The sequence below is a fragment of the Microcoleus sp. PH2017_24_DOB_U_A genome, from assembly GCF_020738205.1.
Lineage (GTDB): Bacteria > Cyanobacteriota > Cyanobacteriia > Cyanobacteriales > Microcoleaceae > Microcoleus.
In genome coordinates, this window is sequence record NZ_JAEQCT010000039.1 from 1 (window position 1) to 15,323 (window position 15,323).

Here is a 15,323-nt window from a genome sequence, read left to right on the forward strand (position 1 = left end):
AGCGGCTGCTGTTAAGAAGCAAGTGGAAGTGACTCCCAAAGAAAAAAAGCGCTTGAATGTTCAGATGGATGAGTTATGGTCATTCGTTGATAGTAAAGGAAATCAGCAGTGGGTCTGGCTGGCATTGGATGCCCAGACTAGGGAAATTGTTGGTGTACATATTGGAGATCGTAGCGCAGTATCGGCTCAATCTTTATGGAATTCAATGCCACCAGTTTACCGTCAATGTGCAGTATTTTATACCGATCACGCTTTGTGCTTATGATTCTGTATTGCCCAGCAAACGTCATCGAAGTGTAGATAAAGATAGTGGTTTTACTAGCTATATCGAGCGCTTCAACTGTACTATTCGACAACGAGTATCAAGGGTTGGTAAGAAAGAGCTTAGCCTTCTCTAAAAAATTAGAAAATCATATTGCTGCAATTTGGCGCTTTGTACATCATTACAATGATAATTTACAACTCTAAATGTCTACTTTTATTTGAATTCAGTTTTATTCTGTCGATCCTTTCCTTCAGGGCACTACCGGCACGGTGATGCCTTGCAGGGTAAGGCGGCAAAGACGCTGGCTGATGCAATCTTAGATCGTGACGAGGATTAGATGTTAGATGTCAGTGAATTGACGTGTCGTGACAGTTACTGAGAATTAGCTGAGAATCGGCTGAAAGATCTATACCCAAAAATTCAGGAAATTATTAAGTTCATTTCAGGCGTGCTTAAAAAACCATTGCGATGATACTAATAACCCAAGTTGCTAGTAGCATTTTTCGAGTGAGAAGTTGGGATTTTGGGAGCATCTATGTTCCCCAGTCCGCCAGTCGAAAACGAACTGCTAACTGACGTTAATAGTCGATCTTCTGCTGTGGATTTATTTTTATGAATGCCAACGATCTATTCTTGCTATTGCATCCTTTTTTCGCCGTTGCCGTAGTTTTCCCCCTCATCGGCATGGTAGTGAGAATGGCATGGCAAACCCGCCAACGACGGCTAGCTGTGGCAACTGGTGGGAAAAGTCAAATTCCTGGAGTTGTAGGCAAAGAGCACGTAGATTTGGGTCGATGGCTGAGCGGCTCGGTTGTAGTGCTGTCCTTAATTGGACTGGCACATCCGATCTTCTCAAAAATACTCGAACAACAAGCTTGGATTAAAGAACCATTTCGGGTGGTATTTATCCTGATGATGTTCGTCGCCACTAGCGGAGCGCTGTTCTTTTTATATCGATCGAGCGAAAAGATTTGGCTGGGCATATTTGCCACATTAACGGGAATGGGCTTAGTAGTGATCGGTTCTCAACCAGAGATCTATCGACGCGAATCTGAATGGTATGTCTCCCATTATTACTATGGGATCGTTGCTGCGATGTTAATGATTTTTTCATTAGCGATTATTCAAGATATTTATCGCGATCGCAGCAATCGTTGGCGCAACGTCCATATCATTCTCAACTGCTTGGCACTACTATTATTTATCGGTCAGGGGTTTACTGGCACGCGAGATTTGTTGGAAATTCCGCTGAGTTGGCAAAAGCCCTATGTAGAATCGCTATACAAATATGAATGTGACAAACAAACCTGTCTGGTACAACCTCAGTCTGCACCATCGATCCCAAAATAGTCGATCTTTATACTCGACTTCACTTCTAATTTTTACAACCCAATTCTAGGATTTACAACATGAAAGCTACTTCTTTTCTGCTGACAACAATCGCTCTGGGTACGATCGCCATCGCCACCGTTCCCTTCCAATCATTCGCTCCTAATTCTCTCCAAGCATCTGCCCAAGAAGTTAAGATCGCTCAAACTGAAACTACGCAAGAAAAGATCGACCAAATTACAGCGGTTAAAGGTAAACCAGGTAGTGGAGACTTACTCCGCAAACTATATCCCAAAGATCTCAATCCAATTGGCGTGCAACCAGGTGGTGCGGGCATGGTAGTTAATCTTTACAGCAAAAACAATGACACTACACTTTCACTCTGTACTGTTTACGATGTGGTTGTGGCAGTCAAAAAAGGCAAAATTGCTAGGTTCAATCCCAGTGAAGTTAAGTAATATCCTCTGCGATCGATTCTAGAATTTAGTATTCTTAGTCTCTCGATCGAACTGGATGGTGGGCATTATCTTAACCAAAATCATCGGGTTTTCCGACGAGCGGGAGCTGTTGCCCACTATCTATATTTTAGCAAAATTTACTGCCATGAAAACTTGGATAAACCTGCTCTGAAGATCGTTGATGCCAACAAGTAATATCTATAACCAAAATAGAATTCAGTCAAATATTTGCCCATTAATTTGATTCTATTGGAAAGAAGCTATACCAACGAGGAATTAGAAAATGCTAGAAAATATACAAAAAATTTCCAATCCCATTATTAGATCGATCGCTGCTGGTATCTTTCTAGGCAGTTTAGTCACAATTCCTGCTGGACTTGCCTTAGAATTACTCAAATCTCCAAAGCAGACAACTCCCGAATCTGCAAGTAAGCTAGTTGTCTACACCTCGTTAGCGAGTTCTGTTATCGGTGCGGCGATCGGTTTGAGTTCGGGTAAGCGTAATAAAGATAATGAAGTTGAGTCTAACGATTTAGGCGATCGAGAATCATTAAATTCGGGATGGCATGATTGGCGAAAATTTATCGTCATGCGGAAAGTAAGCGAAAGCGATAATATTACATCTTTCTATTTACATCCTGAAGATAACGAGCCGATTCCGGCTTTTATGCCGGGACAATTTCTGACGATAAAACTCGATTTGCCAGAGCGAGCCGAGCCAGTAATCCGCACTTATTCTCTATCCGATTATCATCAATCTCCACTTTATTATCGCCTGTCGATTAAGCGAGAAATTGCACCAGTCGGTACCGATCTACCTCCAGGAATTGCTTCTAATTTTATGCACGATCGCATCCAAGAAGATTCGATAATTTGGGTAAAACCTCCGGCTGGCAAATTCGTACTCAATCTTCACCATCCCCAACCTGCGATCTTAATTAGTAATGGTGTGGGAATTACGCCGATGATTAGTATGGCAAAAGCGGCGATGCAACTAAATCCATTGCGACACATTTGGTTTTTACATGGTGCTAGAGATAGCCAAAATCATGCTTTTCGCGATGAAATTAATGCCCTCGCTGCCAGTCATTCTAATTTACATATTATCTACTGCTATAGCCAACCGATGGCAACAGATATCGGACATTATCACCAGCGTGGATATGTCGATGCTGCTCTGATTCAAAATATAGTGGCACCAGAAATGCAGCAATTGTGTGGTTCCACTGAAGCAGATTACTTTCTGTGTGGCTCGGCATCATTTATGGATGCGATTAGAAATGGATTGAGAACGTGGGGGGTAGCAGACGAGCGAGTAATGTTTGAATCCTTTGCCAAGGCAATGCCAAAACCAGCAAAAGCGGGTGAATCTGTAACCACAGCAACTAGCAATACTAAAGAAATTGTCTTCAGTAAATCTGGTCGAACTCATACTTGGAATCCTGCCGATGGGACGATTTTAGAGTTTGCCGAAGCAAATGGTCTGCGACCTGAATATAGCTGTCGTGCAGGGATTTGCGGTACCTGTACGTGCAAGATTGCTGAAGGAGAAGTGGAGTATCAAGAACAACCAAGTGCGACTGTAGAGCGAGGTTCGGTACTCATCTGTATTTCTCATCCCAAAACGGCAAGGGTAGTTCTCGATCTGTAGATTAATCCTATGAAAAAACGTTATTTTTTATCTGCTGGAATTGCGACGATCGGTTCGATTTGGTTGTCGGATTATTTACCGAACAAAGTTCAAGGAAAAACCATAAAAATAGCTGAAAATCATCAGTTTGAAATTATGAAAACAGAGCAAGAATGGCGGAAGATTTTGACACCAGCTCAATTTGAAGTGTTGCGTCAGCATGGCACCGAACGTGCGGGTAGTAGCCCCCTGGATTTGGAGCATGGTAACGGCACTTTTGCCTGTGCTGGCTGCAATTTGCCACTATTTACCTCTACTACTAAATATAACAGTGGTACGGGTTGGCCGAGCTTTTATGCCCCGATCGAGGGTGCTATTGGAACGACGATCGATCGAGCTTTTGCAATGACTCGAACTGAGGTACATTGTCGTCGCTGTGGCGGACATTTGGGGCATGTCTTTGCAGATGGCCCCAAACCGACGGGTAAACGCTATTGCATGAATGGGGTGGCAATGAAATTTATTGCAGCTTGACCAGCTTGTTAATTATCGGGAGCGATTCATGAATGTCATGGTATATGCGATCGAGGCTTTATGTTTGGGAATATTTATGATTGTGGCAACTCTAGCAACAACCGCGTTTGAACTTCCAGCTTCGCCGCTCCACCAAGCGATTGGCGATCCACTGATTCGTCGCTTATTAATGGGCATTATTATCGGTACGACGGCGATTACTATTATCTATTCTCCTTGGGGCAAACGCTCTGGCGCACATCTCAATCCTTCGGTAACATTGACTTTCTGGCGGCTCAAGAAAATTCGTACTATCGATGCTACTTTCTATATCTTGTGTCAATGCTTGGGTGGGATCTGTGGGATCTGGGTAGCAGGTGTATTAATTGGTAAAACGATCGCAGATCCTGCTGTTAACTATATCGTTACAGTTCCAGGAATGGCGGGAGAATCAGGAGCTTTTGGGGCTGAATTTCTGCTCTCGTTTGGATTGATGACTTTAGTATTACAGGTGTCAAATCGTCCCCATCTATCTCAATTAACGGGATTATTTTGCGGTGTTTTAGTGGCGATTTATATCACATTGGCAGCACCGCTTTCGGGAATGAGTATGAATCCCGCACGCAGTTTGGCTTCGGCTTTGCCTGCGGGAGTATGGCATGGGTTTTGGATTTATTGCATCGCACCACCATTGGGAATGCAATTAGCCGCAGAGATTTATTTACGCAGTGGGCAGCGGAAGGTGCAGAGACAAATTTGCAGTAAGCTTTGCCCGAATCATACTACTGAGTGTATCAGTCCGATTTGCTGTCAAACTATCAATTCACAATAAAAATCATGAAACTGAATGAAAAAGTTGCTTTAGTCACTGGTAGTAGTGGCGGTATCGGTCAAGGTATTGCAATTCGATTGGCACAGGAAGGCGCGAAAGTTGTTGTCAATTATCGTTCCAATCCTGAAGGCGCGGAACAAACGCTGAAGGCAATTAATGAGATCGGCGGTAATTGCTTGATGGCTGATGGATTTTGCGATCGAGATCGGGGTTATAGTATCGGTGCAGATTTGGGAATGGTTGATGATGTACGGCGTTTAGTTGCTGAAAGTATCGAACATTTTGGCACGATCGATATTTTGGTTAATAATGCTGGGATTGAAAAACATTCTGACTTTTGGGATATAACAGAGCAAGATTTTGATGCGGTTATGAATATCAATTTCAAAGGAGTTTTCTTTGCTACACAGTCTTTCGTAAAACATCAAATCGATGCGGGCAAAAATCGCGCCAGTATTATTAATATTAGTTCCGTTCATGAAGAATTACCATTTCCACACTTCACTACTTACTGTGCTAGTAAAGGTGCCGTGAAAATGATGATGCGAAATCTGGCGGTAGAGCTGGGAAGATTGGGTATTACTATCAATAATGTGGCTCCAGGTGCGATCGAAACGCCAATCAATCAACAGCTACTAAATAACCCCGCTCAATTGCAACCTTTGCTTAAAAATATTCCATTAGGTCGATTTGGAAAACCAGATGATATTGCGGCGGTAGTTGCTTTTCTAGCTTCAGATGACGCTCGGTATATCACTGGTTCGACAGTAGTCGTTGATGGTGGTTTGTTGTGGAACTATCAAGAACAATAGAGATGAAAACCATGCTTAACCAACATTACGATGTTATCATTATCGGCACTGGTGCAGGCGGTGGAACGCTGGCACATCATCTGGCTCCTAGCGGTAAAAAGATCTTAATTCTCGAACGCGGCACATTCTTACCTAGGGAAAAGGAAAACTGGAGTGCCTTGGAAGTCTACCAGCGAGAACGCTATCATACCCAAGAACAGTGGTTTGACAAATCCGATCGAGCCTTTCGTCCAGCAACGAACTATTGCGTAGGGGGTAACACTAAAGTCTACGGTGCGGCTCTACTCCGAATGCGCGAACGGGATTTTGAAAGCGTCGCGCATCAAGATGGTATTTCTCCAGCGTGGGATCTCAACTATGCCGATTTTGCTCCTTACTACGATCGAGCAGAGCAACTGTATGACGTGCATGGACAAGCAGGTAGCGACCCCACGGAACCCGCACGCACTCAGCCCTATCCTTACCCGCCCGTCAGTCACGAACCCAGGCTGCAAGAGCTGGCGGATGCGTTTACCACTGTCGGTTTGCATCCTTTTAATCTACCGTTGGGATTGAAACTCAACGAAGTCGATCGAAGTTTGGGTAACTGCATTCGCTGTAATACTTGCGACGGTTTTCCCTGTCTGACGCAGGGTAAGGCGGATGCTGATGTCAACTGTATCGAACCGATCCGCCATCATCATAATGTGACGTTGGTGACGGAAGCCAAGGTAACTCGATTGCTCACTAATGCTTCGGGGCGGGAAGTGACGCAAGTAGAAGCAGAGATTGACGGCGAATTGCAAACCTTTACAGGCAATATTATCGTGGTTGCTTGCGGGGCGATTAACTCGGCGGCATTACTACTGAGATCGAGTAACGATAAACATCCTCATGGCTTGGCAAACAGTTCCGATCTTGTGGGACGCAATCTGATGAAACACATTTGTACGGCGTTGGTACAACTGAGTCCGAAACTCAATTCTGCTGTTTATCAAAAAACCATTTGTATTAGCGATTTTTACTGGGGGGAACCCGACTTTCCCTATCCGATGGGTTTAGTTCAAAATACGGGCAATGTCCTAGCAGATATGTTGCCAGCCGAAGCTCCTGCGCTCCTAGCCCCACTCCTCAAACTACGACCGGAGGCAGAACTCAAGACGATCGCAGATCGAACGGTCGGGTGGTGGCTGCAAACTGAAGACTTACCCGATCCTACAAATCGGGTGCGCGTCGGAGGAGATCGGCTCTATCTGGACTACACGCCGAATAATTTAGCAGCCAGCGATCGATTGACAAAACGCTGGATTGACACGCTCAAACAAGTCGATCGGGTAGAGCAGACGATTCCGTTTAGTATCTATCCTCGCAATATGATGATGTTACCATCGGTGGGACACCAGTGCGGTACCTGTCGCTTTGGGACAGATTCCACTAAGTCAGTGCTGGATTTGAACTGTCGCACTCACGATGTGGATAATCTATATGTAGTCGATGGCAGCTTTTTCCCCTCCAGTTCGGCTGTCAATCCGACATTGACGATTATTGCTAATGCTTTACGAGTTGGCGATCGATTGATCGATCGGTTGAAGTAATCCGATTTATCGTAACTGACAGTGAAGGCGCAGTTCAGTCAAATTCGGTAGATTGGGTGCCTCCCGAACAGCGTAGCGCGATCGCAATGGACATCGAATTAAAACAACTAGCTCCCGAAACTCAAGCCGATGCTAATTATATTAGTGCTGTAAATCTGCAATTATTCAGCCGACAACACTAATCGATCGAGTTGCTAACTTATGAGTTGTTGTCGAAATTAGGTCGCAAGTAATGGGTAATAGAATCTAAAATATCGGATGCTATTAGCCATTGCCACATCCACAATCTAGTTGAGTGAATCGCAAAATGAATATCGAATTTGGGCGAGAAATCTGTGGCGATCTAAATAATGCTCAAACGCGAGAATGGTTACTAACCAATGGGATTGGGGGTTATGCTTCTGGTACGGTAGCTGGACTGTTGACTCGACGCTATCATGGTTTGCTAGTTGCGGCGTTAAATCCACCCTTGGGTAGAACCTTGTTGCTTGCCAAGTTGGATGAGGTGGCAATATATGGCGATCTCACCTACGACATCCATACCAATCGTTGGGCAAATGGCAGCATTGAGCCGCATGGCTATCGTCACATCGAAAGTTTTGCCCTCGAAGGTACTATCCCCACTTGGAGATTTGCTTGCGGTGATGCTCTGTTAGAGAAACGGATCTGGATGCAGTGGGGAGCCAATACTACCTATGTTCGCTATACATTGAGCCGCGCCACTCAACCGCTACAGTTAACGCTCAAAGCCTTGGTGAATTATCGCGATTATCATGGTGATACCCACAGCACTGGCTGGGAAATGAGCGTCGAGCCATGCGTTCGCAAAGTGGCTCTGGCAGAGCATCGCAGCATTTGTATTACTGCCAATGCTGGTGCTCAACCGCTATACTTATTAAGCGATCTCGCGAATGCCACCCCCGCCCATAATTGGCACTATGATTTCGATCTAGCGATCGAACGATATCGCGGTTTGAGCGATCGCGAAGACCACCTCCACGCCGCCACCTTCGCAGTTAGCCTCAATCCGGGCGAATCGATCGTTTTTGTCGCTAGTACCGACCCACAGCCCAATCTAGATGGGACAGCAGCACTCAAATTAGAACGCGATCGCCAGCACAAACTCCTCAATACCTGGAAACTAGATCGACCCGCAACCCCCACTTCTAAACCAGATCGTCCGGCTTGGATCGATAGACTCGTATTAGCAGCCGACCAGTTTATTGTAGAGCGTCCGGTGCCCGACGTACCCAATGGTAAAACCATCATTGCGGGTTATCACTGGTTTGGCGATTGGGGACGCGATACGATGATTAGTCTGCCTGGATTGACGATCGCAACGGGAAGAGCGGAAATTGCTCGATCGATTCTACGGACTTTTGCTAAATATATGGATCGCGGCATGTTGCCAAATCGTTTTCCTGATGCGGGTGACGTGCCGGAATACAATACTGTCGATGCCACGCTCTGGTACTTTGAGGCGATTCGCAGTTATTACGATACCACCGCCGACGATGACTTATTATCCGAACTTTTTCCCGTACTGGCAGAGATTATCGATTGGCACTGTCGCGGCACTCGCTACAATATTCACCTCGATCCTAGCGATGGGTTGCTGTACGCTGGTGAATCGGGCGTGCAATTGACGTGGATGGATGCCAAAGTAGACGATTGGGTAGTCACCCCGCGTATTGGTAAACCGATCGAAATTAATGCGCTGTGGTATTGTGCCTTGCGATCGATTGCTCAGTTTGCCCGTCAGCTTGGCAAACCGTATAAAGAATATGAAGCACTCGCCGATCGGACTTTAGCAAAATTTTCGAGGTTCTGGAATCCCGCTCTGGGTTATTGCTACGATGTCCTCGACAGTCCCGATGGCGATGATGCGTCTTTACGTCCGAATCAAATCTTTGCCGTATCGTTACCAGGAATGGGCGCGAAGGGCTATGTACCGCTCTTGACACTCGATCTACAACGTGGAATTGTCGATACTTGCGGACGATCGTTATTAACCTCTTACGGCTTGCGATCTCTGGATCCCAACCATTCCCAATATCAAGGACACTACGGCGGAAGCCAGTTACAACGCGATGGAGCCTACCATCAGGGCACGACTTGGGGCTGGCTGCTAGGTTCGTTTGTGTTGGCACATTTGCAGGTGTATAAAAATCCTACTCAGGCTAGACAATTTTTAGAACCGATCGCACATCATTTGACAGCCCACGGTTTGGGCACTTGTAGCGAAATCTTCGATGGCGATGCGCCGATGACTCCACGGGGTTGTATCGCGCAAGCTTGGACTGTTGCTGAAGTATTACGGGCTTGGGTATCGATCAAGGATTATAAATAATTGTTGTAAATTTCTCTTTGATGTCCAGTCTTATAAGCTGTAATTAGCTGCTGGTCTTCCCGTTTTCAAATTGATGCCGACGCTACCCCATGCCACCCGCGCCGCAATTTCCGGTTTCTCCTCTGTTGCACCTGCTACAACGAGAGGAACTCCATGTGATAAAGCAATTTGTACACCGCCAAATCCGCCATTTGTGACCATCACATCCACATAAGGCATCAGATGATAGAAAGGGATAAATTGCGCCAATCGCAGGTTTTCTGGCAGCGGAGTACGATCGCTCTGTGAGATTGGCAGACTGTTTGATTTTTTCCAAAATAGTAGTTTTTAAGCTGGATAACGGAATTTCTAAAGTGCCATCATTTCTGGGAGTTTCCCTAGAATTTTTTGGGTTGGTAAATTTGGTGTCTAGCGGCGCGTTTTCTTGCACAACTATTAATCCCAGTTGCTCTAAGGTTTCGGCATTTGGGAGTTTGCCGAAAGGATTTCTTTTCGTGGCATTGATATAAATTTGTGCAAGTAATCTTGACGCAAGTCTGTTAACGAAAAACGAGCTTGCATCCCCCGTGATAAGAGCCGTGGGGATGTAACCGATTCGCGGATGGGGCCGCCTACAATCTAGACTTCGATCCTTTAGCCTTCCTTACTCCTTGCCGTGGCCACAAGAAATAACACACGAGTTCGCTCGTCGTCCGGCGAGGACTCACGAAATAAGAGCCAAATCGATCGCGCAGTACCTTTCGGGCGTAAAATTTAGTATTTATAAGATTACTTTGAAAGAGTAAATGCTCGACTTACTCCCAGAGCATTTGAATTTGTTCGATCCTGCACTTAACAACGATATATTGATTGCTGGAATTACCAGTGTGGAAATTGTTGCTGCAATTACGAGAAGGTCGCGTGGCAGAAGTATCAATGCGACAGATGCTACAGCAGCGTGCAATCAGTTCAGGAGTGATTTGCAATCTGACTATCAAGTTGTAGAATTCACCGAAAGTATTATTAACTCTGCAATGGCATTAGCTGAAACCTACGGATTGCGAGGCTATGATGCTGTGCAGCTAGCAACAGGCTGTAGCATAAATAACCTCTGCACAGCTAACAGTTTGCCGGCGATGACTTTTGTATCTGCTGATGGGGAGTTAAATGCAGCAGCAACAAGTGAGGATTTGATCGTTTAAAATCCCAACAACTATCCTTCATTCAGTTGACAGTTGACAATTGACAATTGACAGCGACCTCTACCTAGAAGGAAGAGGATTGGAGTAATGAATAGTCTTCTTTTAATTTCTCAAGGGCGATCGGGCTTGGGGCTTTAAACCAATTTTTTCTGGTAAAGTCGATCGCCCGTACAAGAAAAAGCAATTTGGAGAACACCGAAATTCCCAGGATGAGGTGCAAAATTTTGGGTGTATCTCAATTTGGGAATTATATCCGTAGGGGCGAAGCATGACCGCAATCAATATGGGATTATAACTAATAACTTATATGCGGTCATGCTTCTTCAGGCTTCAAAAACCAGATGCACCCAAAATTGAACTGCGATCGCCGATATGGATTTTCCTCAAAGATATAATGATGGTTGGATCGCACTTTCTTACCCACCACCCAAAAAAACCGTGACCAAAACAGAAATCTTAGCAGCACTCAAAAATCTGACAGCAGAAGAACGCCTAGAAATCATCGAAACAGCTTCGCGGATGATGCGCGACGACATAGAACAAAAAGCCCAGCGCAAAGCTGAGAGAAAGCTGAGACTCAGAGCCGCAGCAGAAGCAGCAGTCAAGGATTATATGCCGGGAGGTGCTTTACATGATTTGTGGTCGCCAGACAGCGAACCATATTTTGAATCCGAGGAAGAATACCTAAACGCTGGGGTCAAGACTAATGCGTAGAGGTGAAATCTGGCTGGTTGCACTTGAGCCTACTGTTGGCGCAGAAATCGGCAAAACTCGTCCGGTAGTAATTGTTAGCGATGAAACTGTGGGAATTTTGCTGCTTGAAGTGATTGTCCCCATCACTGACTGGAAAGAACGATATACAGAGAGAAATTGGATGGTTCGACTAGAACCAAGTAGCGAAAATGGCTTGGCTAAACTCTCAGCCGCCGACACTTTTCAAGTCCGTTCCGTTTCCCAACAAAGATTTGTCCGACAACTCGGAAGCCTTTCGGAAACAATTATGGAAGAAATTGCAGATACACTGACAATTGTGCTGGATCTGGATTGAATAACTAGCCAACAGCGTACAAATAGTGTTATTTATAAATAGATTGTATGGCGCGATGGCCTTAAATGATTCCTATACAACTTACACTCAAAAATTTTCTCAGCTATCGCGAAGCTGCTTTAGACTTTCGCGGACTTCACACTGCTTGCATTTGCGGGCCTAACGGTGCTGGTAAATCTTCTCTCCTAGAGGCGATCGCCTGGTCGCTTTGGGGCAGTTGTCGCAGCGATACAGAAGACGATATCATCCATATCGGCGAAATTGATGTCCGAGTTGATTTCACTTTCTCTACGGGCGGCCAAATCTACCGGGTGATTCGCAACCGCCGGCGCGGACAATCGGGAAGTTTGGAATTTCAAGTTAGCTTGAATTGCGCCGAAACTCAGGATGGACTCAGTTTTCGCACTCTCACTGACAAGGGGCTGAGAAATACTCAGCAGAAAATTCTCGAACATATCAAGCTAGATTACGATACTTTTATTAACTCGGCTTATTTGCGGCAGGGGCGTGCTGATGAGTTTATGCTCAAAAAGCCGATCGAGCGCAAGCAAGTTTTAGCCAACCTCCTCAAACTCGATCGATACGACACTTTATCCGAACAAGCCAAGGAAAAAGCCAGAGATTTTAAAGCCAAAGTCGAAGTCCTAAAACACGGCTTGCAGACAACCCAAGAGCAACTGCAACAAAAAGAAGCGATCGCATCCGAACAAATTCAATTGCAGCAAGCAACCGATTTGCTCTCTTCGCAGCAGCAAGCCGACACAGCACATTTGCAGCAACTGCAACTCCAGCACCACAACCGCCAAACTTGGCAAAAACTCCTCGCCGGCCACCAGCAACAACACTATAATATCTCTCAAGAATGCCGCCGCTTGCAGCAAGAACTCGCAGCCGCCAAGCGGCAGCAACACGAGCTGCAAGCCCTGCTCGCCCAAGAAAATGAGATAACAGCAGGAATTGCCTATTTTCAGAGTTTACAATCCACAGAAGAGACGCAGGCTGGAAAATTCAAAGCTCACCAACAAGCGCAAAATCAGCGCCAAAACTTGCAAGAACAGCAACGGCAAGAATTGAGCCTTTTGCAAAACAAAATTCAGCAGTTGCAAGCTCAATTAGATGTCTTAGAACAAGATGAAAAAGATGTTCTAGATGTTCTCAAGCAGCAGCCGGAGGTTGACAAAGGACTCGCACAGTTGCAAGCAGCCCGATCGCGCCTTAACGAACTAGAACAACTGCAACTGCAAGTTTCGCCGCTACTCCAACAGCAGCAGCAGGCGCAAACTAAGCTCGATCGCGCCCATGCCGGTTTAACCGCCCGCTTAGCCGAAATCAACCGACAGGTGCAAGTTCAGCAACAGCAGCGACAGCCGAAATTGCAGCAGGAAATCTCGGCCATCGCCCATCAAATTGTCCAGTTGGAAAACAAGCGAGTTTATCAGGAACGAGTCCGCGAAAAAGGCCAAGAAAGGCACAGCTTTCTAGAAAATCTGCAAGCTAAAAGCCGCGACTATCAAACCCGACTCGCGGAAATTGACCAAAAACTCCAACTGTTGCGGAAAAATGAAGCAGAAACTAGCGCGGGGGAAGGTAAAGCTGCCCAGTTTGGGGAAACTCAGGAAGCGAATTCGCCTTTAATTGTGCGCGATTCGGGTTTTGGCGCCTGTCCTTTGTGCGATCGACCTTTAGACGAACACTACTGGAATTTGGTAGTCACCAAGCACCACTCCCAACAGCAAGAAATCTGGAATCAACTGTGGGTTGTCCGCGAACAGTTGGCAGTTTCCGAGCGCGAAATTCAAGTCCTCAGACACGAATACCGCGAACTAGAACAGGAATTAGCGCCTTACCAAGAATTGCGGGAACGCCGCAGCCATTTGCAAGCTCAATTGGATGGCCTGGGCCAAGATGAAACTCGACTGCAAAGTATGCGTCAAGATGCTGCCCAAATCGAGCGGTTGTTGCGTACTGGCGAGTATGGATCTGATGATTTGAGGGAACTTCAGCAAATTGAACAGCAACTGCAACAGCTCAATTATAGCGATCGCAGCCACTCCCTCGCCCGCAGCGATGAAAAGCGTTTGCGCTGGGCGGAAATTAAGCAAGCTCAAATCAAAGACGCTCAGCAGAAACTTAATAAAATTAACAGCCGCCGCCCGGATTTGCAAACTCAATTAGCCGCCGTACAGCAACAGTTTGAACAGCAAAAAAATAGCTCGGAAATTCAGCAGCAAATTCTGTCTTTAAATAGATATATCGCGGAAGTTGGCTATAACTTGGAACAGCACGAACACGTCCGTAGCGAAATGCGTAAAACGCAGTTTTGGATCGCCCGTGCTGAAAAATTGCGATCGGCAACTCAGCAATTCCCGCAAGTGCAGCAGCGGGTTAATGAAATCGCCAGTTCGATCGCCGTGCGCGATCGTGATTTGCAAGCTGTCACCGCTCAAAGTTCAGCGATGAACCAGCAGTTGCAAGAACATCCCGATCCGACTGCTCAAATAAGTGCGATCGAACAACAAATGGGCCGCCGCCGCCAGCAGCTAGACCAACATTTGGGAAGTCTCGGACGCCTCCAACAACAGCAGCAAAATCTAGAAGATTTGCAAGTTCAGTTAGTCGCTCAAAAAGAGCAAATGCAGGTTGCTAAACGCCAATACAAAGTTTATCAAGAGTTGGGTCAAGCCTTTGGCAAGAACGGGATTCAAGCTTTGATGATTGAAAATGTTTTGCCTCAACTGGAAGCTGAAACCAATCAGATATTGTCGAGATTGAGCGCGAATCAGTTGCACGTACAATTTATTACTCAGCGGGCGGCTGCTTCTAAAAAAGCAACTAAATTGATTGACACTTTAGACATTCTCATTGCTGATGCTCGCGGTACTCGTCCCTATGAAACTTACTCGGGTGGCGAAGCTTTTCGGATTAATTTTGCGATTCGGCTGGCGCTGGCGAGATTGCTGTCTCAGCGGGCGGGTACGGCTTTGCAAATGTTGATTATTGATGAGGGGTTTGGGACTCAGGATGCGGAAGGGTGCGATCGCCTAATTGCTGCCATTAATGCGATCGCCTCTGACTTCGCCTGCATCCTCACCGTTACCCATATGCCGCACCTCAAAGAAGCTTTTCAAGCCAGGATAGAAGTCACCAAAACTGCTCAGGGTTCTAGCCTTGCCTTGTCAATCTAGATTGATTATTCGATTTTCGATTTTCGATTTTTGATTGGCGATCGCAGATAATACCAGTTTCAAAAAAGAATGCAACTGCTGTAGATCTGCTCCCCACCCTGAGAATATAAGTCATCGGCGAGAGAAAATCTTAAATCAGAACTCGA

The 15,323-nt window shown here is 45.8% G+C and carries 14 protein-coding genes and 1 pseudogene; 14 read left to right on the top strand and 1 reads right to left on the bottom strand.

Going from position 1 to position 15,323, the window contains the following annotated elements; all coding sequences use genetic code 11:
- From JGK07_RS11290 to JGK07_RS11335, 10 genes and pseudogenes are all read left to right on the top strand, one after another.
- A pseudogene (locus JGK07_RS11290) lies at positions 1 to 468 on the top strand (IS1 family transposase); the annotation flags it as partial.
- 409 nt (positions 469 to 877) lie between these two features.
- Positions 878 to 1,615, top strand: coding sequence for a DUF4079 domain-containing protein (locus JGK07_RS11295; RefSeq protein WP_293180524.1), 738 nt, complete (start codon positions 878 to 880; stop codon positions 1,613 to 1,615).
- Between the two features lie 59 nt (positions 1,616 to 1,674).
- Complete coding sequence (locus tag JGK07_RS11300; protein WP_293197029.1) at positions 1,675 to 2,052, top strand: hypothetical protein; 378 nt, start codon at positions 1,675 to 1,677, stop codon at positions 2,050 to 2,052.
- A gap of 283 nt (positions 2,053 to 2,335) precedes the next feature.
- Positions 2,336 to 3,703 (top strand): 2Fe-2S iron-sulfur cluster-binding protein, encoded by a 1,368-nt coding sequence (locus tag JGK07_RS11305; protein ID WP_293241876.1) that lies wholly within the window; start codon positions 2,336 to 2,338, stop codon positions 3,701 to 3,703.
- Between the two features lie 9 nt (positions 3,704 to 3,712).
- Positions 3,713 to 4,216, top strand: coding sequence for a peptide-methionine (R)-S-oxide reductase MsrB (gene msrB, locus JGK07_RS11310; RefSeq protein ID WP_325315842.1), 504 nt, complete (start codon positions 3,713 to 3,715; stop codon positions 4,214 to 4,216).
- 28 nt (positions 4,217 to 4,244) lie between these two features.
- The gene (locus JGK07_RS11315) at positions 4,245 to 5,027 is read left to right on the top strand and encodes an aquaporin (RefSeq protein WP_293241873.1); all 783 of its coding nucleotides are present in this window, start codon (positions 4,245 to 4,247) and stop codon (positions 5,025 to 5,027) included.
- A gap of 5 nt (positions 5,028 to 5,032) precedes the next feature.
- Positions 5,033 to 5,839 carry a glucose 1-dehydrogenase gene (locus tag JGK07_RS11320; RefSeq protein ID WP_293241870.1) on the top strand — a complete coding sequence of 269 codons (807 nt, stop codon included), beginning with the start codon at positions 5,033 to 5,035 and terminating at the stop codon, positions 5,837 to 5,839.
- Between the two features lie 11 nt (positions 5,840 to 5,850).
- Positions 5,851 to 7,413: a GMC family oxidoreductase gene (locus tag JGK07_RS11325; RefSeq protein ID WP_293224598.1), complete on the top strand. Its 1,563-nt coding sequence runs from the start codon at positions 5,851 to 5,853 to the stop codon at positions 7,411 to 7,413.
- A gap of 56 nt (positions 7,414 to 7,469) precedes the next feature.
- Positions 7,470 to 7,595 carry a hypothetical protein gene (locus JGK07_RS11330; protein ID WP_293212759.1) on the top strand — a complete coding sequence of 42 codons (126 nt, stop codon included), beginning with the start codon at positions 7,470 to 7,472 and terminating at the stop codon, positions 7,593 to 7,595.
- A 125-nt stretch (positions 7,596 to 7,720) separates the two neighbouring features.
- A complete protein-coding gene (locus JGK07_RS11335) occupies positions 7,721 to 9,763 on the top strand; it encodes an amylo-alpha-1,6-glucosidase (RefSeq protein WP_293212757.1) in 2,043 nt (680 codons plus the stop codon).
- Positions 9,764 to 9,793: 30 nt separating this feature from the next.
- On the opposite strand, the gene JGK07_RS11340 is transcribed toward JGK07_RS11335, so the two are convergent.
- On the bottom strand, positions 9,794 to 10,060 hold the full coding sequence (locus tag JGK07_RS11340; protein WP_363319680.1) for a nucleotide disphospho-sugar-binding domain-containing protein: 267 nt from the start codon (positions 10,058 to 10,060) through the stop codon (positions 9,794 to 9,796).
- Positions 10,061 to 10,548: 488 nt separating this feature from the next.
- On the opposite strand from JGK07_RS11340, the gene JGK07_RS11345 reads away from it, so the two are divergent.
- The 4 genes from JGK07_RS11345 to JGK07_RS11360 all read left to right on the top strand — a co-directional run bounded on the left by JGK07_RS11345 (position 10,549) and on the right by JGK07_RS11360 (position 15,177).
- Positions 10,549 to 10,944 (top strand): type II toxin-antitoxin system VapC family toxin, encoded by a 396-nt coding sequence (locus tag JGK07_RS11345; RefSeq protein ID WP_293212753.1) that lies wholly within the window; start codon positions 10,549 to 10,551, stop codon positions 10,942 to 10,944.
- 372 nt (positions 10,945 to 11,316) lie between these two features.
- Positions 11,317 to 11,658 (top strand): hypothetical protein, encoded by a 342-nt coding sequence (locus JGK07_RS11350; protein WP_293212751.1) that lies wholly within the window; start codon positions 11,317 to 11,319, stop codon positions 11,656 to 11,658.
- Positions 11,651 to 11,992 carry a type II toxin-antitoxin system PemK/MazF family toxin gene (locus tag JGK07_RS11355; RefSeq protein ID WP_293212749.1) on the top strand — a complete coding sequence of 114 codons (342 nt, stop codon included), beginning with the start codon at positions 11,651 to 11,653 and terminating at the stop codon, positions 11,990 to 11,992. The genes JGK07_RS11350 and JGK07_RS11355 overlap by 8 nt, the downstream gene beginning before the upstream one ends.
- A gap of 65 nt (positions 11,993 to 12,057) precedes the next feature.
- On the top strand, positions 12,058 to 15,177 hold the full coding sequence (locus JGK07_RS11360; RefSeq protein WP_293190955.1) for an SMC family ATPase: 3,120 nt from the start codon (positions 12,058 to 12,060) through the stop codon (positions 15,175 to 15,177).
- Positions 15,178 to 15,323: the final 146 nt, after the last annotated feature.